29 protein-coding genes and 1 other annotated feature are annotated in these 21,013 nt (G+C 51.9%); of the genes, 8 read left to right on the forward strand and 21 right to left on the reverse strand.

The annotated features are described in order from the left end of the window. Nucleotides 1-26: 26 nt before the first annotated feature. The 14 genes from HVZ37_RS16710 to HVZ37_RS16770 form a co-directional block, all read right to left on the reverse strand. Complete coding sequence (locus HVZ37_RS16710; RefSeq protein ID WP_053287353.1) at nucleotides 27-284, reverse strand: putative phage tail assembly chaperone; 258 nt, start codon at nucleotides 282-284, stop codon at nucleotides 27-29. Then, nucleotides 271-504, reverse strand: coding sequence for a hypothetical protein (locus HVZ37_RS23175; RefSeq protein WP_072135052.1), 234 nt, complete (start codon nucleotides 502-504; stop codon nucleotides 271-273). The genes HVZ37_RS16710 and HVZ37_RS23175 overlap by 14 nt, the downstream gene beginning before the upstream one ends. Further along, nucleotides 431-763 (reverse strand): hypothetical protein, encoded by a 333-nt coding sequence (locus HVZ37_RS16715; protein ID WP_053287352.1) that lies wholly within the window; start codon nucleotides 761-763, stop codon nucleotides 431-433. The genes HVZ37_RS23175 and HVZ37_RS16715 overlap by 74 nt, the downstream gene beginning before the upstream one ends. Then, nucleotides 763-1,104, reverse strand: coding sequence for a M15 family metallopeptidase (locus tag HVZ37_RS16720; protein WP_053287351.1), 342 nt, complete (start codon nucleotides 1,102-1,104; stop codon nucleotides 763-765). Before HVZ37_RS16720 ends, HVZ37_RS16715 begins: the two co-directional genes overlap by 1 nt. Further along, nucleotides 1,101-1,397 carry a phage holin family protein gene (locus HVZ37_RS16725; protein ID WP_181627754.1) on the reverse strand — a complete coding sequence of 99 codons (297 nt, stop codon included), beginning with the start codon at nucleotides 1,395-1,397 and terminating at the stop codon, nucleotides 1,101-1,103. The genes HVZ37_RS16720 and HVZ37_RS16725 overlap by 4 nt, the downstream gene beginning before the upstream one ends. Nucleotides 1,398-1,409: 12 nt before the next feature. Further along, nucleotides 1,410-1,865: a phage protein gene (locus HVZ37_RS16730; RefSeq protein WP_053287349.1), complete on the reverse strand. Its 456-nt coding sequence runs from the start codon at nucleotides 1,863-1,865 to the stop codon at nucleotides 1,410-1,412. After that, nucleotides 1,862-2,989: a DUF2586 domain-containing protein gene (locus HVZ37_RS16735; RefSeq protein WP_181627755.1), complete on the reverse strand. Its 1,128-nt coding sequence runs from the start codon at nucleotides 2,987-2,989 to the stop codon at nucleotides 1,862-1,864. The genes HVZ37_RS16730 and HVZ37_RS16735 overlap by 4 nt, the downstream gene beginning before the upstream one ends. Beyond that, on the reverse strand, nucleotides 2,986-3,690 hold the full coding sequence (locus HVZ37_RS16740; RefSeq protein WP_181627756.1) for a hypothetical protein: 705 nt from the start codon (nucleotides 3,688-3,690) through the stop codon (nucleotides 2,986-2,988). Before HVZ37_RS16740 ends, HVZ37_RS16735 begins: the two co-directional genes overlap by 4 nt. After that, on the reverse strand, nucleotides 3,687-4,169 hold the full coding sequence (locus HVZ37_RS16745) for a phage tail protein (RefSeq protein WP_181627757.1): 483 nt from the start codon (nucleotides 4,167-4,169) through the stop codon (nucleotides 3,687-3,689). Before HVZ37_RS16745 ends, HVZ37_RS16740 begins: the two co-directional genes overlap by 4 nt. Then, on the reverse strand, nucleotides 4,166-4,618 hold the full coding sequence (locus tag HVZ37_RS16750) for a head completion/stabilization protein (RefSeq protein ID WP_181627758.1): 453 nt from the start codon (nucleotides 4,616-4,618) through the stop codon (nucleotides 4,166-4,168). Before HVZ37_RS16750 ends, HVZ37_RS16745 begins: the two co-directional genes overlap by 4 nt. A 94-nt stretch (nucleotides 4,619-4,712) precedes the next feature. Beyond that, nucleotides 4,713-4,904 carry a hypothetical protein gene (locus HVZ37_RS16755; protein WP_181627759.1) on the reverse strand — a complete coding sequence of 64 codons (192 nt, stop codon included), beginning with the start codon at nucleotides 4,902-4,904 and terminating at the stop codon, nucleotides 4,713-4,715. A gap of 1 nt (nucleotide 4,905) precedes the next feature. After that, nucleotides 4,906-5,619, reverse strand: a complete 714-nt coding sequence (gene gpM / locus HVZ37_RS16760) for a phage terminase small subunit (RefSeq protein ID WP_181627760.1) — start codon at nucleotides 5,617-5,619, stop codon at nucleotides 4,906-4,908. Between the two features lie 10 nt (nucleotides 5,620-5,629). Further along, nucleotides 5,630-6,658, reverse strand: a complete 1,029-nt coding sequence (locus tag HVZ37_RS16765) for a phage major capsid protein, P2 family (protein ID WP_053287343.1) — start codon at nucleotides 6,656-6,658, stop codon at nucleotides 5,630-5,632. A gap of 34 nt (nucleotides 6,659-6,692) precedes the next feature. Beyond that, nucleotides 6,693-7,532 (reverse strand): GPO family capsid scaffolding protein, encoded by an 840-nt coding sequence (locus tag HVZ37_RS16770; protein ID WP_061069472.1) that lies wholly within the window; start codon nucleotides 7,530-7,532, stop codon nucleotides 6,693-6,695. Nucleotides 7,533-7,675: 143 nt separating this feature from the next. Between HVZ37_RS16770 and HVZ37_RS16775 the strand changes: the two genes are divergently transcribed. Genes HVZ37_RS16775 through HVZ37_RS16785 form a run of 3 tightly spaced genes read left to right on the forward strand, consistent with a single transcriptional unit; the run spans nucleotide 7,676 to nucleotide 10,802 of the window. Next, entirely contained in the window at nucleotides 7,676-9,457 is a 1,782-nt protein-coding gene (locus HVZ37_RS16775; protein ID WP_181627761.1) for a terminase family protein, read from the forward strand. Beyond that, nucleotides 9,454-10,473, forward strand: coding sequence for a phage portal protein (locus tag HVZ37_RS16780; protein ID WP_053287341.1), 1,020 nt, complete (start codon nucleotides 9,454-9,456; stop codon nucleotides 10,471-10,473). The genes HVZ37_RS16775 and HVZ37_RS16780 overlap by 4 nt, the downstream gene beginning before the upstream one ends. Next, a complete protein-coding gene (locus HVZ37_RS16785) occupies nucleotides 10,473-10,802 on the forward strand; it encodes an ogr/Delta-like zinc finger family protein (protein ID WP_181627762.1) in 330 nt (109 codons plus the stop codon). The genes HVZ37_RS16780 and HVZ37_RS16785 overlap by 1 nt, the downstream gene beginning before the upstream one ends. A 42-nt stretch (nucleotides 10,803-10,844) precedes the next feature. On the opposite strand, the gene HVZ37_RS16790 is transcribed toward HVZ37_RS16785, so the two are convergent. The 5 genes from HVZ37_RS16790 to HVZ37_RS16810 all read right to left on the reverse strand — a co-directional run bounded on the left by HVZ37_RS16790 (nucleotide 10,845) and on the right by HVZ37_RS16810 (nucleotide 15,156). Continuing rightward, nucleotides 10,845-11,012 carry a hypothetical protein gene (locus HVZ37_RS16790; RefSeq protein ID WP_181627763.1) on the reverse strand — a complete coding sequence of 56 codons (168 nt, stop codon included), beginning with the start codon at nucleotides 11,010-11,012 and terminating at the stop codon, nucleotides 10,845-10,847. A gap of 4 nt (nucleotides 11,013-11,016) precedes the next feature. After that, complete coding sequence (locus HVZ37_RS16795; protein ID WP_181627764.1) at nucleotides 11,017-13,674, reverse strand: toprim domain-containing protein; 2,658 nt, start codon at nucleotides 13,672-13,674, stop codon at nucleotides 11,017-11,019. 259 nt (nucleotides 13,675-13,933) lie between these two features. Then, nucleotides 13,934-14,503: a 3'-5' exonuclease gene (locus tag HVZ37_RS16800; RefSeq protein WP_181627765.1), complete on the reverse strand. Its 570-nt coding sequence runs from the start codon at nucleotides 14,501-14,503 to the stop codon at nucleotides 13,934-13,936. 9 nt (nucleotides 14,504-14,512) lie between these two features. Then, entirely contained in the window at nucleotides 14,513-14,848 is a 336-nt protein-coding gene (locus HVZ37_RS16805; protein ID WP_181627766.1) for a hypothetical protein, read from the reverse strand. Nucleotides 14,849-14,874: 26 nt separating this feature from the next. Continuing rightward, nucleotides 14,875-15,156 carry a Cox family DNA-binding protein gene (locus tag HVZ37_RS16810; RefSeq protein ID WP_053287335.1) on the reverse strand — a complete coding sequence of 94 codons (282 nt, stop codon included), beginning with the start codon at nucleotides 15,154-15,156 and terminating at the stop codon, nucleotides 14,875-14,877. Between the two features lie 108 nt (nucleotides 15,157-15,264). Here HVZ37_RS16810 and HVZ37_RS16815 point away from each other — a divergent pair, with 108 nt between their 5' ends. The 4 genes from HVZ37_RS16815 to pheA all read left to right on the forward strand — a co-directional run bounded on the left by HVZ37_RS16815 (nucleotide 15,265) and on the right by pheA (nucleotide 18,093). Next, the gene (locus tag HVZ37_RS16815) at nucleotides 15,265-15,564 is read left to right on the forward strand and encodes a helix-turn-helix transcriptional regulator (protein ID WP_000089404.1); all 300 of its coding nucleotides are present in this window, start codon (nucleotides 15,265-15,267) and stop codon (nucleotides 15,562-15,564) included. A gap of 66 nt (nucleotides 15,565-15,630) precedes the next feature. Then, nucleotides 15,631-16,623: a tyrosine-type recombinase/integrase gene (locus HVZ37_RS16820; RefSeq protein ID WP_000023380.1), complete on the forward strand. Its 993-nt coding sequence runs from the start codon at nucleotides 15,631-15,633 to the stop codon at nucleotides 16,621-16,623. Between the two features lie 162 nt (nucleotides 16,624-16,785). Further along, nucleotides 16,786-16,910: a sequence feature (Phe leader region), on the forward strand. Next, complete coding sequence (pheL, locus tag HVZ37_RS16825; RefSeq protein WP_001386991.1) at nucleotides 16,787-16,834, forward strand: pheA operon leader peptide PheL; 48 nt, start codon at nucleotides 16,787-16,789, stop codon at nucleotides 16,832-16,834. (Overlaps the previous feature by 48 nt.) A 22-nt stretch (nucleotides 16,911-16,932) precedes the next feature. Then, nucleotides 16,933-18,093 (forward strand): bifunctional chorismate mutase/prephenate dehydratase, encoded by a 1,161-nt coding sequence (gene pheA, locus HVZ37_RS16830; RefSeq protein ID WP_181627767.1) that lies wholly within the window; start codon nucleotides 16,933-16,935, stop codon nucleotides 18,091-18,093. Nucleotides 18,094-18,194: 101 nt separating this feature from the next. Here pheA and tyrA read toward each other — a convergent pair whose 3' ends face one another. Both tyrA and aroF read right to left on the reverse strand, forming a co-directional pair. Continuing rightward, nucleotides 18,195-19,316, reverse strand: a complete 1,122-nt coding sequence (tyrA, locus tag HVZ37_RS16835; RefSeq protein ID WP_181627768.1) for a bifunctional chorismate mutase/prephenate dehydrogenase — start codon at nucleotides 19,314-19,316, stop codon at nucleotides 18,195-18,197. A 10-nt stretch (nucleotides 19,317-19,326) separates the two neighbouring features. After that, nucleotides 19,327-20,397, reverse strand: coding sequence for a 3-deoxy-7-phosphoheptulonate synthase AroF (gene aroF / locus HVZ37_RS16840; RefSeq protein WP_042325901.1), 1,071 nt, complete (start codon nucleotides 20,395-20,397; stop codon nucleotides 19,327-19,329). Between the two features lie 213 nt (nucleotides 20,398-20,610). On the opposite strand from aroF, the gene HVZ37_RS16845 reads away from it, so the two are divergent. Further along, nucleotides 20,611-20,985: a DUF2799 domain-containing protein gene (locus HVZ37_RS16845; RefSeq protein ID WP_181627769.1), complete on the forward strand. Its 375-nt coding sequence runs from the start codon at nucleotides 20,611-20,613 to the stop codon at nucleotides 20,983-20,985. Nucleotides 20,986-21,013: the final 28 nt, after the last annotated feature.

A 21,013-nucleotide genomic window follows, 5' to 3' on the forward strand; every position in this document is an offset into this window, starting at 1 on the left:
CTGTTCAATTGCCCGGACTCGTTTTGTCAGTTTTTTACTTCAATTTCCAGTTCTGGCGCATAAAGCTCATTCACTTTCCCGGCAAGCTGGAGCGCTGCGCCAGGACGTTTCAGAATATCTTCCAGCGCCTCTTTACTTTCAGCAGACACAATGCGCACAAGATAATTGTGTGCAGGTGCCACTTTATTATCCATCGCCATTTCGTTGATGAACTTATTATAAGCAGTCTGATTCGGTTCAAAGGTAATTTCTTTTTTGCATACAACCAGATTAATTTTTTCCATAAATAACGTTCTCTCTTAAATTAATTTCATCAACAAGTGCGTTATGCCGTGCAGCACACTGCCCGTATAACTCCAGATAAAGTGTCAGTAATTCCGCCGCATCTTTTCCCTGCGTTCCACTCAGGCGCGGCAGCTGCGTGGCGCATTTAGTTTTCAGGTTTTCCTGATAACGTACGTTCGGTACTGGTGACGGCGTCGTTGTACATGCGGACAAAGTCATCAGACAGACACTTATTGGTAAATACCGGCTTAACCACTTCCGTGCGGATTTCACGCGGTGGCGCATTTTTCAGTGCCTCCAGTTTGTCTTCCAGCCGGCGACCAGATGAACCGGCAATTTCAGCCAGTTGTTCCCCGGTCGCGGTGACCGCTTTTGAGACAGTCAGATCAACACTGTCCCGCTGCCAGCCGGCCGTTTTCCAGCCGGCTATAAATGCCAGAGCAAGGGTGAATAACCAGCCTGACACGACGCGATCCATCAGCGCACCCCGTTATGTTCCAGGCTGAAATGATTACCATCAGGGCGGGATTTGAAGCGACCGCCCCATGAACCACCCAGCGATTCCCAGTATTCACCCAGCGGCAGATACGCCGCGCTGTCGGTCTGATACTGGCCATTAATGAACAGATTGAAGTCCACGGCCAGACGCTGCGTGTGCAGACTGCTGGAAATGCCGCTGCCTTTTTTCGCGTTCAGTGCAGCCTGTTCCGGGGTACGGTAAGCCTCACCAAATGTCAGCCGGTAGCCATGTTCTTCAGCCCACTGGATCAGATTTGCCACCATAACGGTAAAGAGTTGCTGTTTTTCGCTCAGAGTCATTTCCCTGTCCCTTTATCAAAAATCCCTGTTAACCCCCGCTTACGCAGCCAGGCTTCCACCACGTTCTGTCCCAGAATACCCAACGCAGAGCCAAATCCGGCTAATGCGAGCGGGTGGATATCCGGGACAAAGTACAGCGCCACCCCGGCAATCAGTGACAGCCCGCTGCCCACAATGACACGCCCCGCCACTAGGCGAAGGGTGATTGGTTCATCACTGTTGAGCAATTTACCCAGCGCAATCAGCGCCCCCATGACTGCCAGTGCAATGAACCCCTTTTCGTACTCCTGCATCCCTGCTGCCTCTTATCCAATCAGGTTTTCCGTGGCTTCCGCTTCCAGATACGGCACACCGTTGATGTTGACGAACTTCGGACTTGTCACGAAGTATTTGATTTTATGCGTGGACACACTGCCACCCTTCGGATCACCATCCAGAACGCTGTTGAGCTGCAGCTTGTTACCAAAGGTTTCCACCTTCATTTCTTCGCTGCCGGCTTTGGCGTAAAAAAGGAAGTCAACCGGGGGAATACCACGCCATGACCCCGCTGAACGGGCTTTGGCTGTCAGAACCTGCAGCACTTTGGAGCTGACTTCAATTTCACCCTCGGCGGCAACGTCACCGTCCACATACCCGTCAGGAACGCCGCGCGTCTGTGCGGCGGCGCTGTTATCGGTAATATCCAGCGAAATTTTTTCAATGTGGATCAGGTCACCGTCCAGATAGATATCAAAGGACATCCCTGAAATACGTTTGGTCATGCGCTGGCCTCCAGACTTGCATCCAGTAACAGACTGATGGTGATCTGCAGCGGTACTTCATACGTACGCACCACAATGTAAATATCCACCGCCTTTTTGTTCTTCCAGACAATGGTCACGTCACCGTCCTGTGGAGGTTTCACCTCGCCCGGAAATGACACGCCGTTAATGCTGGCCGCAGTGGACATTTCCCGCAGCGGACGGGCAAACAGCGTCTGGTGTGCGGCAATACTGCCCGGTGTACTGTTAAGTGAGCGATCGGCAATCTTACCGATGGCCAGCAGACGGACGCGGCGTGCTGCCTTATCCACAATACGCAGCGTCTCGATGGACTGGTAATCACCGCCCTCAACGTCCAGCGTGCGCCCGTCAGCCCAGTAAAAGCCGTCATAGTCCGGATACCACATCGGCACGCTGTAGCGCTGAGCTTCCAGCGCCTGAAGGGTCGCCAGTTCCAGCGTTTCGCCGGTACCGTCTTTCGGCAGTTCATCGCTTCCCAGACTCAGCAACGCGCCTGTTTTCACCCGCGCCGGACTGTCGGCAATAGTGACAGCACGGTTGCAGAGACGACCAGCCAGCACGCCCGGTTCATTCCCCCAGAGACGGGGTACCAGTTGTACCGCTTTTTCCGCGATACCTTCCTGAAGGGTGGACAGACGCACCAGATAATCCGCCTGGGCTTCATCCTGCTGCATCCCCTGAACCGCCAGAATGAACCACACCCAGCGCCCGTATTTAGCAATCAGTTCAGATCGCAGCGTTGCCGCCTGATTAATCTGCGCTTTCGCGGCCACATCATCAGACAGCACCACACCTTCCACCGAACAGGAGACCTGTGCGGCCTTAACGGCCTCCACCCATGCCCCCGGCTCACTGTCTGCGGCCAGCACATGAACAAATCCCCACCAGTTCTGGCCGGCGTTCGCCAGTGCGGCCAGAACATCACTTTTTAACGGGTTGTCACCCTCGCCCAGCAGCGCATCAAAATCACTCTGTGCGTTAACTGCCAGCGTCTTACCTACATTTTTGGTTCCCGTGCCGATAAACAGCAGCGTGCGCTCCACTTCCGTGGTTTCACCCAGCAGCTGATTTACCTGGTTTACGGTCACAATTGGCCAGGTCATGCTCTCCCCCTGATATCCTGCGCGTTAACATCCCAGCCGAACCCGATAGCCTGCAGCTGTCGCGCCAGCGCTTTGTTAAAATCATCCTGACCTATCCCCAGAAACGCCCTGGCAGGTAAATCAATCTGCCAGGACGTTTTGACCGGCTTGTCCTCCAGTATCCGGATAAGCAAACCTGCCTGTCTGGCGGTCATCCTTTCCTGTATTTCCTTATAACCGGGCTTACGCCAGCGCTTACCGCGCCTGACTTTATACCCGGCCTTGCGCAGACGTTTCGCCTGTCGCAGTGATGCAGGCTTGTCCCCCTGCTCACGGCCTTCCACCTGTTTACGGTTGACGGTCACGCTCATGCCGTTCTGCTGGACATACCCCACCACGCCGGCAGGCAGATTTCCCTTCGCATTCCGGTAATGACCACCGGCCAGATACAGCCTGACCGACTCTGTTTCAGGCATTTCCCGGATGCGGATCAGTTTCGGCATATTGCGCAACATTTTGCCTTTACGCCGGGTCTGTCGCGCCTGCCACTTATCACCCTCCGGCGACTGCTGATTGCGCACATTACGCTTTGCTGCAGCTTCCACGCCGTATTTCGCCATACGCCACAACAGCCGGCGACGTTTCGCAGAAGGTAAATCCAGTTTTTTCAGCGCCTCCTGGAGCTGGCGGAACTGTTCCTTGTTCAGCTCGCCATTTATCATTCCTGCCCCTCACTGACCGGGATCACCATCACCTCATCAGCCGTCCAGACTTCGGGGTTTGCCAGCTTCCAGCGCTGGCCATCAAACGGGATCTGGCCTTTGGGATCGGGAACCAGATTCAGTTCCTCCACCATTGGCAGCGTCACCACCATGATGGCTGTTTCCTGGTCGATGGTTTCGATATCAAATTCCGGCAGCTCGGCGTCAATGCCGGTTTCCTCAAAGAGCGTGCGCTCATCCTGGCAAAGCCACGACATAAACAAAGCCATCAGGATTTTGGGATCGTACTCGCGGTAGGGATAACGCTCCCACGTCAGCACGGCGTTATAACGGATGATGGCAATACGGTACTGCCCCAGCCCGGTGTCCCGCTGTGCCGGGATGAACGCGATCTCGTCCATCTGGCTGTCAAATCCCTGCATTGCCCGTCTGGGCATGTTGGCAATGAGAAAATCGGTTAATGCCGTTAACTGGCTCATATCATGGCCACCGTAATGCGTTTCATCCCTTTGATGCGGCGTACTGCCAGTGTGGACTCTGCAATCAGGCTGGAGCGGGTTTCGTCACTTTCCTGCCCCGGATGGCTCTCACGGCGACCAACAGAGGCAAACTCGCCCATCAAATCAGCTTTGGCACGTGCATATACCGCTTTGCGATAACGGGCGCACAACAGATTTTCGCCGTCAATTTCCACGCCCGGAACGTCCGCCGCGCGCTCATGGCCAGCGCTGCGATACATTGCCGCCACACTGACCAGATCATCATTGATTTCGCCGGCTGCAGTCAGCAGTGCCTGGCGGATGGTGGCCGCATCAATATCGGCCGGAATGGTGCGCTGGGACTGAAAATCTTTCACGCTCAGGTCAGGCCAGAAGCCATCATTCGTCAGAGTGGCATCGTCAAAATCAATTGAAGTTCCGCTGAACATCCTGTTTCTCCGGAAAAAAAGCGGGCAGGCCGGTTTCCACAGGCGATACGCTTATGCGATCCCCTCCACCGCGCCCGCTTTCGGGTCGGTAGTCTTACTCGCCGCGTTTTGCGGCCTGAATCTCACCTTCTTCAAACCACGCATCAGATGCGCGGCCGTCAGCAGTCTGATAGTGGATCAGATACTGATTGCAGCTGTTGGTGTACTCCGCACGGGCTTTGATATGCCCCTCTTCGCCGCTAATGGAAACTTCAACAACCTGGCCTAACCCATGCTTAAACGACATATCAAACTCCCGTAGACTCTTTTTTCAGCGCCCGCAGACGCGCAGCAATACGCTGCAACATCGTGCCAACGCCACATTTAGGGTCGAATCCCTTCGCCTGCTCCAGCAGTCCCTTAGCCCGGAGCAATACTTCCCTGTCTTCCGTTGCTGCTGCGCGTGGCTCTCCGTTTTCATCGCGTAGCAGGTGCAGACCGGCAAACTTCAGGTATTTGGCCTTAATGACCTCATACACATTCCAGTGCTGCGTCACGTTTTCCAGCGTACGGCTGAAGTACGGCTCCACTTCATGCCCCTGTACGGCTTCCGCTTCCGCCCAGGACAACACCGTATCCGCCACAAACACCGGGAACGTACTGCCGAACGCGGCCGGGGTTTCCTGCCCCCGCTGGATTGCCACATCCGCCCAGTCCAGCGCCTGGTCAAACTGGCCTGTATCAAACAGCCAGACGACACACCAGGCAAAAACAGGATTCTGTTGCACACTGTCACCTTCCAGCCAGGATTGCGCGGTCGGCATCCAGCGCGGTAACAGCACATCACGCTTAAACTCCATGCGCTCAGCGCGGCTTTCAATCGCTGCAGCTGCGGCGACATCTTTCTCCAGCGCGACAATCTGAATATGCAGGCTGGTTTCCGTGTCCAGAGACTGCTGCTGTCGCAGTAACCGCTCCGCTTCAATTCGTGCGCTGTGGCGCTGTGCCGGTGACAGTTGCATTAAATCCCCCTTACTCCCCTGCCGGAGGCGCGACCGGTGCCCCGATAGTTACCGCACTTTCATCAAATGCGGCGTACAGTTCTGGATACTCAACCGCATAACCTTCGTTACGCAGGTATTTGTTTTCATACTGCTTGCGGTCTTCCACAAACTCCGCCTTGCGCTGGCGCGTGCCGCGCTGGGTGTAGATGTGCAGGTTTGGCAGTGTCGTAACAATCATGCGTTTGCCCGGCATAAACGGCGGTACGTAAGCCGTGCGACCGGCGATGCTGTCAGACAGTAATTGCGCAGCGATCTTCTCCGTGGGTTTGTCTGCTTTCTGATACAGACGGAACGACTCCGCCGCGACCAGATCAGCGCCGACCAGAACCACCAGACGCGGGTCATTACGGTACTGTGCCGGGATTTTGGTATTGATGAGATCGGAAGCCATCGCATCCAGCGACACGTAATCGCCTTTACCGTCACCGTCCAGCACCACCGCATCAGTGATGATCTGCTGTCCGTCCTTCCACTCTTTGACGATCTGATGCCAGCCCTTGTTCACATCCTCGCCGTTCGGGTTGGTTTCCGCGTTCGTGGTTTCGGCTACTTTGGTACCGTTAAAGCCGATACGCAGCATATCCAGCGCAAACGCCTGATTGGTGAACTCCTGAACACGCTGGAAAAACTCGTTTTCATCGCCGGCGTTCGCCCAGACAGAAAGCAACTGCCAGGTGAGTGCGGCGCATGAGTCGGTCTCGACCAGACTGTAATCATTACCACTCACGCCCACTTTCTTACGGAAGCGTCCATCCAGCACACGCCCGGTATACAGGCCAGAGCTGCCAACCGGAACCACCTGCCCCTGCAGCTGATCGACATCGGCAACGGTGATCAGATTCAGGAAATCAGACTGCTCCATCAGCGCATTGCGCAGCTGGGTTTCTTTGGGGTCGGTGAGTGCAAACCAGCGTTCGCTGTCGGTCGCCCCGTAGGATTCACGCAGCCCGGTGTGATACTGAAGCAGGAACTCACGGGCTTTCGCATTTAATTGCATATTCTTTTTCCTTAAAGAAAAGTAGTGTTATCCCTTACAGGAAATTGAAGCCTTTTTTGCCCTTGCTGAATTTCTTGTCCGGCAGTTGAGTAACTTTGTTATTCAGCTTGCTGAAGTTCTTCACCAGCTCCGGCAGGTTCCCTACCAGACGCGCAAAATCTTCGGTGTCCACCACTTCCTTCACGGTGTCCACATCGTCCTGCACATCAGATACCGCCTCTTCCGCCTCACCCAGACGGGTTTCAATAGCAGATACGCGCTTATCAATGGCATCCAGCGCTTCAGCCAGCGCCTGTAAGGCATCAGACTGTGAAGGTTCCTGCTCCGGGGTCTGCTCCGGTTCTTCGATACTGAAAAAATGGCGCCAGCCCTTTTTCGCTGTCTTTGACATTCCCTTTTCCTTTTTAAATTCCCTGACTTCATCAAACGCCAGCGGCTTGTATGGTCCGATGCGTTTTCCCCTGGTGCGGCTGAAACGTAGCCGTGTGGTGCTTACCCCGGCCGGACTGTCAGTAATGGCCAGCCCCTCAAGATAGGTTTTCCCGGTATTTCTGAAATTCCCGTCCGGTGTAAACTCCGGTGATAAAAATAAAAGCTGCCCCTTCGCATTCGCCTGAAGCAACGCTATAGCCGGACAGAGTCGGGCGTATAAACGAAGAATACCTTCATCATCCCGCTCGGCTTTTACTTCCAGCACTTCCCCCATATTCCCGAAATTGCGGGTATGTTCCGGCCATAACAGCGCGGTATATAAATTGGGGTCATATAATTCAGCGGCATCAAGTAACCATTGTTCTTCAATGGTTCTTTTATCGACCGTTTCACCCGCAGTGGCGATACAAATCCAGTTTGTTGCCAGTTGTGAACCTGACATATTGCCTCCGTTCATGCTGCGGTTTTCAGTATCGCCAATAAAATTTACTGCCGCATTCACTTCATTTCGGATATAGGCTATTAGCCGAACACATCAGAAATAAAGCGGGATTTAATATACAAACGCCCGTGCATAATGTGTGCATGGCTAAATATTCAGAAGAATTAAAAGGCGTTGCGCGGGCGCTTTATTTAAAACGCTATACCCCGCAGGAAATTGCCAGCGAGCTTAATCTGCCTAACCGACGTATTGTCTATTACTGGGCGGAGAAATATTGCTGGGCGGAATTACTCAGTCATGAATCCACCGAAGATGCATTAAACCGCCGCATTCAGTCACTGACATTACGTGAAGGGAAATCGGAGCTGGAGCTGCGGGAGCTGGACAGTCTCGTTTCTCACCTAGTGAAACTACGTGCACAGCACAATAAACATCAGGAAAAACTGGCAGAAATTAAACACAGTGAAAATGATGCGCCGGCGCGTCAGTCCGGTGGCGACGAAAAGCCCCGGAAACGTGGCAAGTACAAAAAGAACGACATCAGCGGACTGACACAGGAAGATTTTGACCGGTTCGCGCTGGAGCACCTTTTCGGCTACCAGAAACACCTTCGCGCTAATCTTCATCAGCAAATCAGGAACATCCTGAAAAGCCGCCAGATTGGTGCAACCTGGTATTTCTCAATAGAAGCCTTTGAGAATGCGGTCATGACAGGCGATCCGCAAATCTTCCTGTCCGCATCAAAGGCTCAGGCGGAAGTATTCCGCAGCTATATCGTCAACATTGCGGAGCAGTATTTCGGCGTGGAGCTGACGGGAAACCCCATCCGCCTCTCCAACGGCGCGGAGCTGCGATTCCTGTCCACCAACAAGAACACCGCCCAGTCATACAGCGGCCATCTGTACTGCGATGAATATTTCTGGGTACCCAACTTTGCAAAATTAAACGAAGTGGCCAGCGCGATGGCCACACACGACAAATGGCGAACCACCTACTTTTCCACCCCCAGCAGCAAAACGCACCAGGCGTACCCGTTCTGGACTGGTGAAGAATGGAAGCGCGGTGACAAAAAACGCGCGCGCGTACAATTTCCCACGGAGAAGGAGCTGCGCGACGGTGGACGTTTATGTCCTGATGGACAGTGGCGCTACATCATCACGATGGAAGACGCGATCGCAGGCGGGTTTAATCTCGCCAGCATCGAGAAGCTGCGCAACCGCTACAACCGCGACACTTTCAACATGCTGTATATGTGCGTGTTCGTGGACAGCAAGGACAGCGTATTTTCGTTCTCTCACGTAGAACGCTGCTGTGTAGATCCGGATATCTGGGAGGATCATGACGAAAACCTGCCCCGGCCGTTCGGCAACCGTGAAGTGTGGGCGGGTTATGACCCGGCTCGCAGTGGAGACACCTCCACCTTCGTGATCATCGCGCCGCCGATAGTGGTCGGCGAAAAATTTCGGGTACTGCGTGTATTCCACTGGCAGGGGATGAACTGGAAATGGCAGGCGGCACAAATCAAAAAGCTGTTTGGTCAGTACAACATGACTTACATCGGCATTGATATCACCGGGCTGGGGAGCGGGGTCTTTGAGGATGTGCAGCACTTCGCCATGCGTCAGGCGGTGCCTATCCGCTACGGCGTGGAGACGAAAAATCGCCTGGTGATGAAGATGATCGACGTTATCGAAGATGGCCGTGTGGAATGGGATAAGGAAAAAACCGAAATTGCCGCCAGTTTTATGACCATCCGCCGCACGTCCACAGCCAGCGGTAACGCCATGACGTTTGTCGCCGACCGTACAGCAGAAACCGGCCACGCTGACAGTTTCTGGGCTATCGCCCATGCCATTGACAACGAACCATTAAACTTTGAAAACCAGCGAAAATCACGCTGGGGTAACTTAGGGAAAGCAGCATGAAAAAACGGAAATACAGGGAACGCCGCACCGCCAGCAAGCCGCGCCATATGAGCCTTATTACCCTGGGTAAACCGGAACCCATTCTGACGACCGGCACAAACTACACAGACGTCTGGTATGACAATGAAGCGGAACACTGGACGCTCCCGATTGACCGACTGGCGCTGGCGCAACTGGTGAACCTGAACGCACAGCACGGCGGTGTGCTGTATGCCCGTCGCAATATGGTGACGGCAAACTATAAAGACGGCGGACTGACGCATGAACAGCTTGGCGCAGCCGTGTTCGACTGGCTGACCTTCGGTGATGTGGCCATTCTGAAAGTGCGTAACGGCTGGGGGGATGTGGTGGCGCTGTACCCGCTGCCGGCACTCTATACCCGCCAGCGTAAGACCGGGGAATTTGTGGTACTGCAGCAGGGTGAACCGATGATTTATCCGCCTGAAGATATTATTTTTCTCAGGCAGTACGATCCGCAACAGGCGATTTATGGTCTGCCGGATTATATCAGCGGTATCCATTCTGCCCTGCTTAACGGTGAGGCAACAATTTTTCGCCGGCGTTACTACCATAACGGCGGACACACAGGTGGCATGATCTACTGTAACGACCCAAATATGACTGATGAAGTGGAAGAAGAAATTATTCAGAAGCTGGAGCAGTCAAAGGGGATCGGGAACTTCAGCACCATGTTTGTGAACATCCCCAAAGGCGATCCGGACGGCATCAAATTTATCCCGATTGGTGATATCAGCGCCAAAGATGAGTTTCAGAATATCAAGAGCATCAGCGCCCAGGACGTACTGACCGCGCATCGATTCCCGGCAGGACTGGCGGGGATTATCCCGACGAACGGCGCAGTAATGGGAGATGTTGAGAAAGCGGCCAAAACCTACCGCAAAGCAGAAATTTTGCCCATTCAGCGCATGTTTACCGCCGCAGTGGAACAGGAAAGTGATGTACCGCCCCACCTGTACCTTAATTTCCTGAAAGACAGCGAGCTGGAAGGTGATTAATGTCCGCAAAAAGGCTAAAATATCATCGTTTTCCAACTTCCGGAGCGATGGATATGCGGGTAATGAAGGTTTACTGTCCGGTATGTGAGGCAAGGGCTGTTATCAAAAAAACAGCCCGAAAACACAAGGAACTGTCGGATTTATATTGCGCGTGTACCGATGTTGAATGTGGTCACACTTTTGTGATGAATATGACATTCTCACATACCATCAGCCCCAGCGCTAAATCCAGCGATGCGTTGATCGCCACTATCTGCAACAGCCTTGATATGCAGCAAAAACAGCTGATGCTCAAGTTTTTAAGTCAGGACGGCACCGCCGTCGCTTAGAAAAAAGCACCGTTGCCGGTGCTTTTTTACTTCTGTTACCCGTCAAAGTTCCTGAAGCATATTCATAAATGAGAATGTGGCCAGACCATAACCAATTGCACAAGCAATGAGGATGCAAAATAAAGTGACAACATCGTGATCCATTTTTCTCACTAATTTTGAAAGCAAAGCCAGGACAAGCGATGTTCCCCATAATAACCAGTCAGACATAATCTTATTTATCCCTATTGAATATCCAGCAGCGGAACGTTTCCGGCATTCTCTGCATATCCCCTTTACCACGATTATGGCGCTCACTTACCGCGCTGCGCGTGGTGCTTTGTCTGATAAACCGGCGTTCATTGCCGTTTTTAAGCAGCTTTTTAATTTCCGTTAATGTGAACGGAATACGCTGCCGGTGTGCTGCGGCGACCTCTTCCATGTGATTGAAGTTAACCGCGATTTCATTTTCATCTGATGAGTGATTGATGCCATAGGGTGCCAGCTCATCCAGGTAATCAAACAGCTCCCAGAACTCCTGCACCAGAGGGTGATCCTTTTTAAGCGCCTGACACCGTTCCACGGCCAGCGCGGTGATGGTCTCGCGGGTCTTCTCAATACGTTCCACCGGTACCGGCACAACCAGCGCCAGCGCTTCCAGCAGACCAACCAGTTGCGCGTGGTTTTTGGCGATACGAATATGGCGAATGTTGATATTGGACTCAAGCTCACTACGAGCACGTTCGTAGCCCTGGCCAAACACCTTCATGATTTCTTTTTCACGCATGGTGGCCAGCAGTGTGAACCCGGATACCTGGCTGACGGGTATCTGTTCAAGACGCTCGGCGGCGTAGCGGGTCTGAATGGACTGGCCGCGCTTGTCGGTATAGATGTGGATGATACGCTCCAGAAACGCCTTGCTGCCGTCTGTGTCGGCATTTTGCGCTATCACAATACTTCCCCTGAACGGCGGCTCATACGTCTCGTTATTGTTCGATTTGATACCCACGGCGCGGGAGGCACGACCGTTATACAGTGATTTCAGCTCGTCCCAGTCAAAAGCGCGTTGCTTGGCGTTATCGGTAGTACGGTCGCCCTCAATCAGCACAACCGGCAGATTACCGACCTGGGCGAAGTTACGACCACGCGCGGCGGCGGTAGATTTAGATGGGTCAAACCCTTCGTATTCCTCACGGCCGGCGAGCTTCCAGAGAAATTCTATCAGCGTGGATTTACCTGTCCCCGGCTCGCCCACGATTTCCAGAAACGGAAATGACTTGTCACGCTCGCGGATTTGTTCGGCAAACAGCGACCCTAGCCAGAACGCCAGCGCCACATACCCTTTTTCACCAAATGCCGTCCAGATATCGTCTACCCAACCCGTAGTAAACTCGTTCAGCTTCGGATTCAGATCCAGCGCCGGCGTGAGGCTCAGGCTCTTAACGCTGGCACTGTTGATTTCGAAGTAATCCTCGTCGTTCATCTCATACAGCCGGCCATCGCAAACGGCCACGCGGTTAAACAACCAGGCGGCATAATCCTTGTTATAGCCGATGAAATTCTGCGTCTTTACCTCTTTGATTTCAGGGAGGCGCATCTGGATGAACTTATCCAGCTGTTTGGTACTGCCGGTATACACCGCCCCCTTGGCGATATGCAGAAGACGCTTTTTGAACTCGGCGGAACTGGTGAGCTGATTAGCCGTAAAAGTATCTTTCACGGCTGGCCGGTTCGGCATACTGACCTTCACGTAATACCAGGACTCGTCTGTAGGTTCAGACCGCTGGAAATAAAGCGGCGTCAGCCAGCAGTTGGCAATTTCGGTCACACCGCCTGACTCTTTAACCGCCCGTTCTTTTGCCTCCCACTCCATCACTACTTCGGTACCGGTATTGGTGATGCGCTCATAGGCTCGCATGTACCTGTCCAGATCCAGCTCAAACCAGTACATGCGGGAACCATGTTCGAAATAAAACGAGTGCCATTCATTGTGCTGATGCATAAGAAGGGCTTTCTCAGTCGGGCTTTTTGCCAGAAGGAGATCGCCATAGTAGCGATAATTTTTAATGTCCGACTTACTGAACCGGTTACGTAACAACAGGTCATTCCAGTCCAGCGATGCCGATGATTTTACCGGCTGCGCGGCACGGGTTTTCCATCCTGCAGCATCACTACGGGCAGCGAACGCCAGCGTGTGCTTTGTGCCGGCTTTATCGCCGTCAAACGCCCATACAAGACGTGGACGTGGTTTTTCGCCCAGTTCTTTGGCCAGCGTATCCAGTGCGGCCAGCGGATAGTTGTTACTGCTCAGTGTGGCAACTGCAGGTAACCCTGCCTGGCACAGACTCAGTGCGTTGAAGATTCCCTCAGTGATCCAGATTTCGTTCACTTCCTGCAGGTTAATAAAGGGAGGAACCCACCAGTGACCGACATAGCTTCCCCTGATGTTGGCTTTCTGCTTACCGAAGCGCTGAGGCTGGTCAATGATGCGCTCCCATGTTGCACCGCATGACAGCGAAAATCTGACCGTTGCCGACCCCATGCCATCCTTCACGAACGCGCCCTGAGTAAAGCAACCTTTTAGCGGTTCAGTATCCAGCCCCCGCGCCTCACGCAGGTACGCCTCAGCAGCGGCATGTGGGGTTTCAGGGGTGTCCTGGTACCGCTTAGACCAGTCCTCAAAGATTTCAGGATACTGCTCTTTGACAACGACCTGATGGCCGCAGTTGTTTTCACGGCCGCACTTCAGTATCCAGGGCTTTTCTATACTGGTGAATAATTCGCGTTTATGGCATTTAGGGCAAACGCCCTGCTGCAAATATTTATCCCGTTCCTTGAATTCAAAATCCTGAACGAGCCGGCGCACAACGTCCTGCTGTATTGTGGCATTCATAATTAATCCAGATGTAGAAAGGTATAAAAGGCAAAAAACTATATTCGGTATTGTTTGTTATATCGCTCATGCGTCATTAACTCCCAATGCCGCCCCCTATCTTTACTCAATAATCGCCAGCGATAAGAGACATGCACAGAAAAATAATGATGCGGTTTTATAACCTGATATACTTTTTTGCCGCTGTAATATTCCGTCAGCACAGAAAATGCCTTTGCTATGACACTTTCACTTGCATGAGAGGTCACTGTAAGCATCGTCATTTCACACTGGCTATTTTTACAAGATACATCCAGACATAAGAAACAACTTTAGCCTGATGAATGGCATCATATAAAGCGTGATGTTTAACACCATCAAACTTAATAATATTACGAACATTCAGCCCAAGTGTTTTTGACAGTTCAACAACCGTTCTTACATCACGGTCATTCCAGCAGTACCAAAGTGGATCGGCAAACCCGCATTTATCTGATGCATTACGTAAAATAACATTGTCGAACGCCGCACCATTCCCCCATACCTGCACTTTAGATGGGTCAGAATGCTCAGTAATAAAGGATTCCAGATTCGCTAAAGCCAGAGGCAAGTCCAGGCAATCATCATTAAGCAGCTCGCTACGCGCTTCGGCATCCTGACGCATCCACCATAATACGGTTTCTGAACCCATAGTGAGACCGTGGCCTACACAACTGCCCAGGCTAACGCGCTGATAAAACTGCTCACCCATTTCGCCAGTTTCAGGGTCAAAGAACACAGCACCGATAGAAGCAATCGCAGAAGTCGGTTTATTATCCATTGTTTCAAGGTCAATCATTAAATGTTTCATATCGGCTCCTTAACGATGGGAAGCTGCAACAGATTTAAGATGCGAGTTATTACTTTTTAACGCTGTGGTAGCAAGCGACATAAGCCCGGAAATATTATTTTCAATTGGTATATTCCCACCAAACACCATAAGCGTAATCTTGTGCAACTCTTCAAAATCATCATTATCGTTATTAAAACGAGCAGTAGAAGTAATTCCCTCAAGACATTTCGCAAGCTGGATATTCAATTCCATTAACTGCAAGCCATCGCTATGGACAGAGAACGTTTCTTTTTCAATAGCGTTTGCCTGAGCATGGTAACTCTGCAACAGGTTACGAATAAGAGTGGCGTATTTAGTCTTCATGATAATCCCCAATAATATTTAGTTTACTAACGAGCACTTTTATCTTTCGTGAATAAACGGTTCTTCCAGTCATGCCATTCAGGCGGGGCAATTTGAGCCAGATGAAGGGCATAAGCATCCCATTCCCCCCGATGGATATAGATTTCCCCACCTTTTTTTGATGGATTTAGAGGGTCTTTCATGCGGATTACCGGCAGTTTTCCAGCCGTGGCCATTTTGCGAATTGCAGCAGGCGTTTTGCCTATATATTCGGCAAAAAGCTCAGGGGTCACCAACTCTGAAAGCGCCTTTTCTGCTGGTTCCTTCATCTGTGGTATCCTCCGTTAGTTTGGGTTCCTAGGGCGCTTTAAGTCGTTCTAGGGTTCTTTTTTCAAGGTTCTTTTGTAAGAACCAATAATAGTTGCGATACAAGAACCATGTCAAGAAATTATGCGGAGAAACTCCGGCAGATCCGGAAAGCTGAAGGGTTAACTCAAAAAGATTTTTCAGAGCTTACTGGGGTAGCTCTTGGAACAATAAAAAAGTACGAAACTGGCCATCAGCCAGCTCGTGCAGAAGTCTTAGAAAGTGTTATTGAGGTACATATGTTTGAAAAATATACACTCTGGTTAATGACAGATAAGACGGCACCAATTGCGGGGCAGGTGTCCCCGTCTCTCTCCCCTGATGGGCAAGACAACATAACATCATCCCGCTCCACCCGGAAAATTGGCTAAATATCTGGTTTTTCAATGCGTTAGAGCAAAATTTACATAATGATTCATACATCGGAGGGCTTCGCTATGTCGATTAAGAAGCTTGATGATGGTCGTTTTGAAGTGGACGTTAGACCGCGCGGAACCTCAGGAAGAAGGATTCGACGCAAATTTGACAGAAAGGCGGAAGCACAGGCATACGAGCGGTATGTACTGACAAACTTTCACGATAAAGAATGGCAGGATAAACCCGCAGACAGGAGGCTTGTATCCGAGTTAATTTCTTTATGGTGGAGCTACCATGGAAAGAATCACAACTATGGTGACTCATATAAAAAGCGTTTGGAAAAAATCAACCGAGAAATGGCGGAACCCAGAGTGTACGAGCTTACCCGCAACTTCCTGATGAAATATCGTGCAGAACGACTTCATAGTGGAGTATCTGCTGGCACGGTAAACAGGGATTTCTGTTCCATGTCCAGCATGTTCAGTTTGCTGATAGATATGGAAGAATTTCATCACGAAAACCCGTTTCGCGCCGTGAAGAAGTTACGTCTGGAAAACACAGAAATGTCATTTCTGTCCGAAGAAGAGATCCACCATTTGCTGAATGCCCTTACAGGGGATGATCGCAGAGTTGTCGTTCTTTGCCTGAATACAGGAGCACGATGGGGTGAAGCCAGTAATCTTAAAGCTGAAAACGTGATAAGTAACCGTGTGACCTTTGTTAAGACCAAAACCGGCCCAGCTCGTACTGTTCCGATATCGAAGGAAATCGCGGACTACATCCTTACACGCAAATCGGGGAAATTGTTCGATACCAACTATGAGCGAGTTCGCGATGTTCTTCGTAAGATTAAGCCAGACTTGCCGAAAGGTCAGGCACTGCATGTTTTACGCCATACCTTCGCAACACATTTCATGATCAACGGCGGGAATATCATCACGCTACAGCGTATTTTGGGTCATACAACAATCGAGCAAACAATGACATATGCTCACTTCGCCCCAGATTATCTGACTGATGCCATACGATTTAACCCTATGCGTGGGAGTGTCCACATAATGTCCACCGACTAGGGCATTTTAGGGTGTATTAGGGTTAATAAGGCGCTCATAACATATTGATTTATCAATGAGCGCCTTATTTGATAGGCATTATTAACGCACCTTCGGGCGCGTTTTTTGTTGACAGGGTGAAAACAGTACGGGTACTTTACTGACATCACTTAAGGAAACTGATATGAAACACACTCCGTTCTTCTTCGCATTCTTTTTTACCTTCCCCTGAATGGGAGGCTTTCGTCGTGTGAAAAAGAATGCGAAGACGAACAATAAGGCCTCCCACACCGGGGGGCCTTTTTTATTGATAACAATAAAGGCAACACTATGACATCGGAAAACCCATTACTGGCGCTGCGCGATAAAATCAGCGCGCTGGATGCAAAATTACTGGCGTTACTGGCCGAGCGACGTGGGCTGGCAGTTGAAGTCGGCAAAGCCAAGCTTGAATCCCATCGCCCGGTACGGGATATCGACCGCGAGCGCGATCTCCTGGACAGATTGATTACGCTTGGCAAAACCCATCATCTGGATGCGCACTACATCACCCGCCTTTTTCAACTCATCATCGAAGACTCCGTTCTCACCCAGCAGGCGCTGCTCCAGCAACATCTGAATAAGATCAACCCGCATTCTGCGCGCGTGGCGTTCCTGGGACCAAAAGGCTCATACTCACATCTTGCGGCACGCCAGTACGCTGCACGTCACTTTGAGCAGTTTATTGAGAGCGGTTGTACAAAGTTTGCCGATATCTTTAATCAGGTTGAAACCGGCCAGGCCGATTACGCAGTTGTACCGATTGAAAACACCAGTTCGGGTGGGATTAACGATGTCTACGATCTGCTCCAGCACACCAGTCTCTCCATTGTGGGTGAGATGACGGTGACTATCGATCACTGCGTGCTGGTTTCCGGTACCACGGACCTCGACACCATTGAGACGGTGTACAGCCACCCGCAGCCGTTCCAGCAGTGCAGCAAGTTCCTCAGTCGTTATCCGCACTGGAAAATTGAATACACCGAAAGCACATCCGCCGCAATGGAAAAGGTCGCTCAGGCGAATTCTCCGCGCGTTGCTGCGCTCGGAAGCGAAGCCGGTGGCGTGCTGCATGGTTTACAGGTTCTTGAACGTATCGAGGCAAATCAGACGCAAAATATCACGCGTTTCATCGTGCTGGCGCGTAAAGCGATCAATGTTTCTGACCAGGTGCCAGCCAAAACAACGCTGCTGATGGCGACAGGACAACAGGCGGGCGCGCTGGTGGAAGCGCTACTGGTGATGCGTAACCACAATCTGATCATGACCAAACTGGAATCCCGCCCCATACACGGCAATCCGTGGGAAGAGATGTTTTATCTCGACATCCAGGCCAATCTGGAATCCCCACAGATGCAGAAGGCGCTCAAAGAGTTGGGCGAGATTACTCGCTCCATGAAGGTGTTGGGTTGCTATCCCAGTGAGAACGTGGTGCCAGTCGATCCGAGCTAACGTGCAACAAGGCCGGAGGGCGTATGCCTGTCCGGCCTGTTGTTTATGTTGCATAGGCTGGATAAGGCACTTTAGCGGCGCTATCCGGCATAATCCTGCCATTACTGTCGACTGTCATTCGCCTGGCGTAACAGCGTACGACTTTCGCTCTGGAAGCGCTTCGCGTAGTCACCGAACCAGTGCTCCACTTTGCGGAAGCTGTCGATAAACTCCTGTTTATCTCCCTGCTCCAGCAGACTGATCGCTTCGCCAAAACGTTTGTAATAGCGCTTAATCAGTGCCAGATTGCTCTCCGACGCCATAATGATATCGGCGTAAAGCTGTGGGTCCTGAGCAAACAGCCGCCCCACCATCGCCAGTTCAAGGCGATAAATCGGAGAAGAGAGCGCCAGCAACTGTTCAAGCTGCACGTTTTCTTCTGCCAGATGTAGACCATAAGCAAAGGTCGCAAAGTGACGAAGCGCCTGAATGAACGCCATGTTCTGATCGTGCTCGACGGCGCTAATACGGTGCAGCCGCGCGCCCCAGACCTGAATCTGCTCCAGGAACCACTGATAAGCTTCCGGATGACGTCCATCGCACCAGACCACCACCTGCTTTGCCAGGCTGCCGCTGTCCGGGCCAAACATCGGGTGCAGACCGAGTACCGGCCCGTCGTGCACCGCCAGCATTGCCTGTAAAGGACCGTTTTTCACCGACGCCAGATCGACCAGGATACAGTCAGCGGGCAGCGGCGGTAATGTTGCGATCACCTGTTCCGTCAGATGGATCGGGACACTCACGATCACCATGCCGGCATCCGCGACGATCTCCTGCGCGCGATCCCAGTCATGCTGTTCGAGGATCCGCACCTGATAACCCGAGAGGGTGAGCATTTTCTCGAACAACCGTCCCATCTGACCGCCACCGCCGACAATCACCACCGGGCGCAGCGAAGGACACAGCGTCTTAAACCCTTTATCGTTCTCACTGGAATAGGATTCACGCATCACTCGACGCAATACGTCTTCAATCAGATCTGGCGGTACGCCGAGCGCTTCCGCTTCGGCTCGGCGCGAAGCCAGCATTGAGGCTTCGCGTTCCGGTACATAAATCGGCAGGCCAAAGCGGCTTTTGACTTCCCCGACCTCTGCCACCAGTTCCAGACGGCGCGCCAGCAAATCCAGCAGCGCCTTGTCTACTTCATCAATTTGATCGCGTAACGCGGTCAATTCAGCAACCATAACGAACCTCTTAAGCCTGGCGCGCCGCCAACTGGCCGTTCAAGTCTTTGTTAATTTCACGCAGTAACGCGTCCGTCATTTCCCAACTGATGCAGGCATCGGTAACGGACACGCCGTACTTCATTTCGCTGCGCGGTTGCTCGGAGGACTGGTTGCCTTCGTGAATATTACTTTCAATCATCAGGCCGATGATTGAGCGGTTGCCATCTTTAATTTGCGCAACCACCGACTCCGCCACGGCAGGCTGACGACGGTAATCTTTATTGGAATTACCATGACTGCAATCTACCATCAGTGACGGCCGCAGTCCCGCCTGCTCCATCTCTTTTTCGCACTGGGCGACATCTGCCGGGCTGTAGTTAGGCGCTTTGCCGCCGCGCAGGATCACATGCCCGTCCGGGTTGCCCTGGGTTTGCAACAGCGCAACCTGACCTGCCTGGTTAATACCGACAAAACGGTGCGATTGCGCCGCCGCGCGCATGGCGTTGATCGCCGTCGCCAGGCTGCCGTCGGTGCCGTTTTTGAAGCCCACCGGCATCGACAGACCCGATGCCATTTCACGGTGCGTTTGCGATTCCGTGGTTCGCGCGCCAATCGCAGACCAGCTAAACAGATCGCCCAGGTACTGCGGGCTGTTCGGATCCAGCGCTTCCGTCGCCAGCGGCAGTCCCATGTTGACCAGTTCAAGCAGCAGTTGACGCGCAATTTTCAGACCTGCTTCAACGTCAAAAGAGCCATCCATATGAGGATCGTTAATTAACCCTTTCCAGCCAACGGTAGTACGGGGTTTTTCAAAATAGACGCGCATCACAAGATAGAGGCTATCGCTGACCTCTGCGGCAAGGGCTTTAAATCGACGAGCATATTCCAGGGCCGTTTCAGGATCGTGAATGGAGCACGGACCGCACACCACTAACAGACGCGGATCGCGACCGGCAATGATGTCAGAAATGGTTTTGCGCGACTGGGCGATTTGCGCCTCTTGCGCCAGGCTCAGTGGGAATTCCGCTTTAAGTTGTTCCGGGGTCATCAGAACCTGTTCGTCGGTAATATGTACGTTGTTCAGCGCGTCTTTTTGCATGATGGCGATCCTGTTTTAGCTCGTTTGCGATAGTTTTCCTCAATGAGGATGACGTAACGATAACACAACGAGTAAAGATATCAATCCAAAATACGTAAACATTGCGTTACATAATCGACATTTGTTCGATTTAAAGCCCACTATACCGTACATAATAATTTACACGCGGTTATTGTACGGTCCGCTATGCTTTGAAAAACAGGAGAACGAGCAATGACGAGAAGAGTCAGTATCGCAGTCATTTTTCTGCTCAGTGGCTGCCAGATCGATCCTTACACCCACGCGCCAACATGGACCAGTACCAACTGGTATGACGCCGGTATCAAAGATGCAATTTCCGGCGTTGCGGTTAAAGATAATGAAACGCTGGCCGATAGCTTTAACGACCCGGAGGTGGATCGTTCGCAATACCTCAACGGTTATGCAGAAGGTCAGCGTAAAACCTGTCAGCAAAATTTTGTCTATGCCAGAGGCGTAACGGGGAAAACCTTCCCTGCCAGTTGCGATACCGTAGAAAATGCCAGCCAGTTGCGTGAAGCATGGCAACAAGGTGCCGATGAAAATGCTGGCTCAATACGTCTGAATTAATATTTAGTCAGATTTAGCTTAAGGCGTA

Origin of the sequence: Citrobacter sp. RHB35-C17 (assembly GCF_013816795.1) — a bacterium.
GTDB lineage: Bacteria > Pseudomonadota > Gammaproteobacteria > Enterobacterales > Enterobacteriaceae > Citrobacter_A > Citrobacter_A amalonaticus.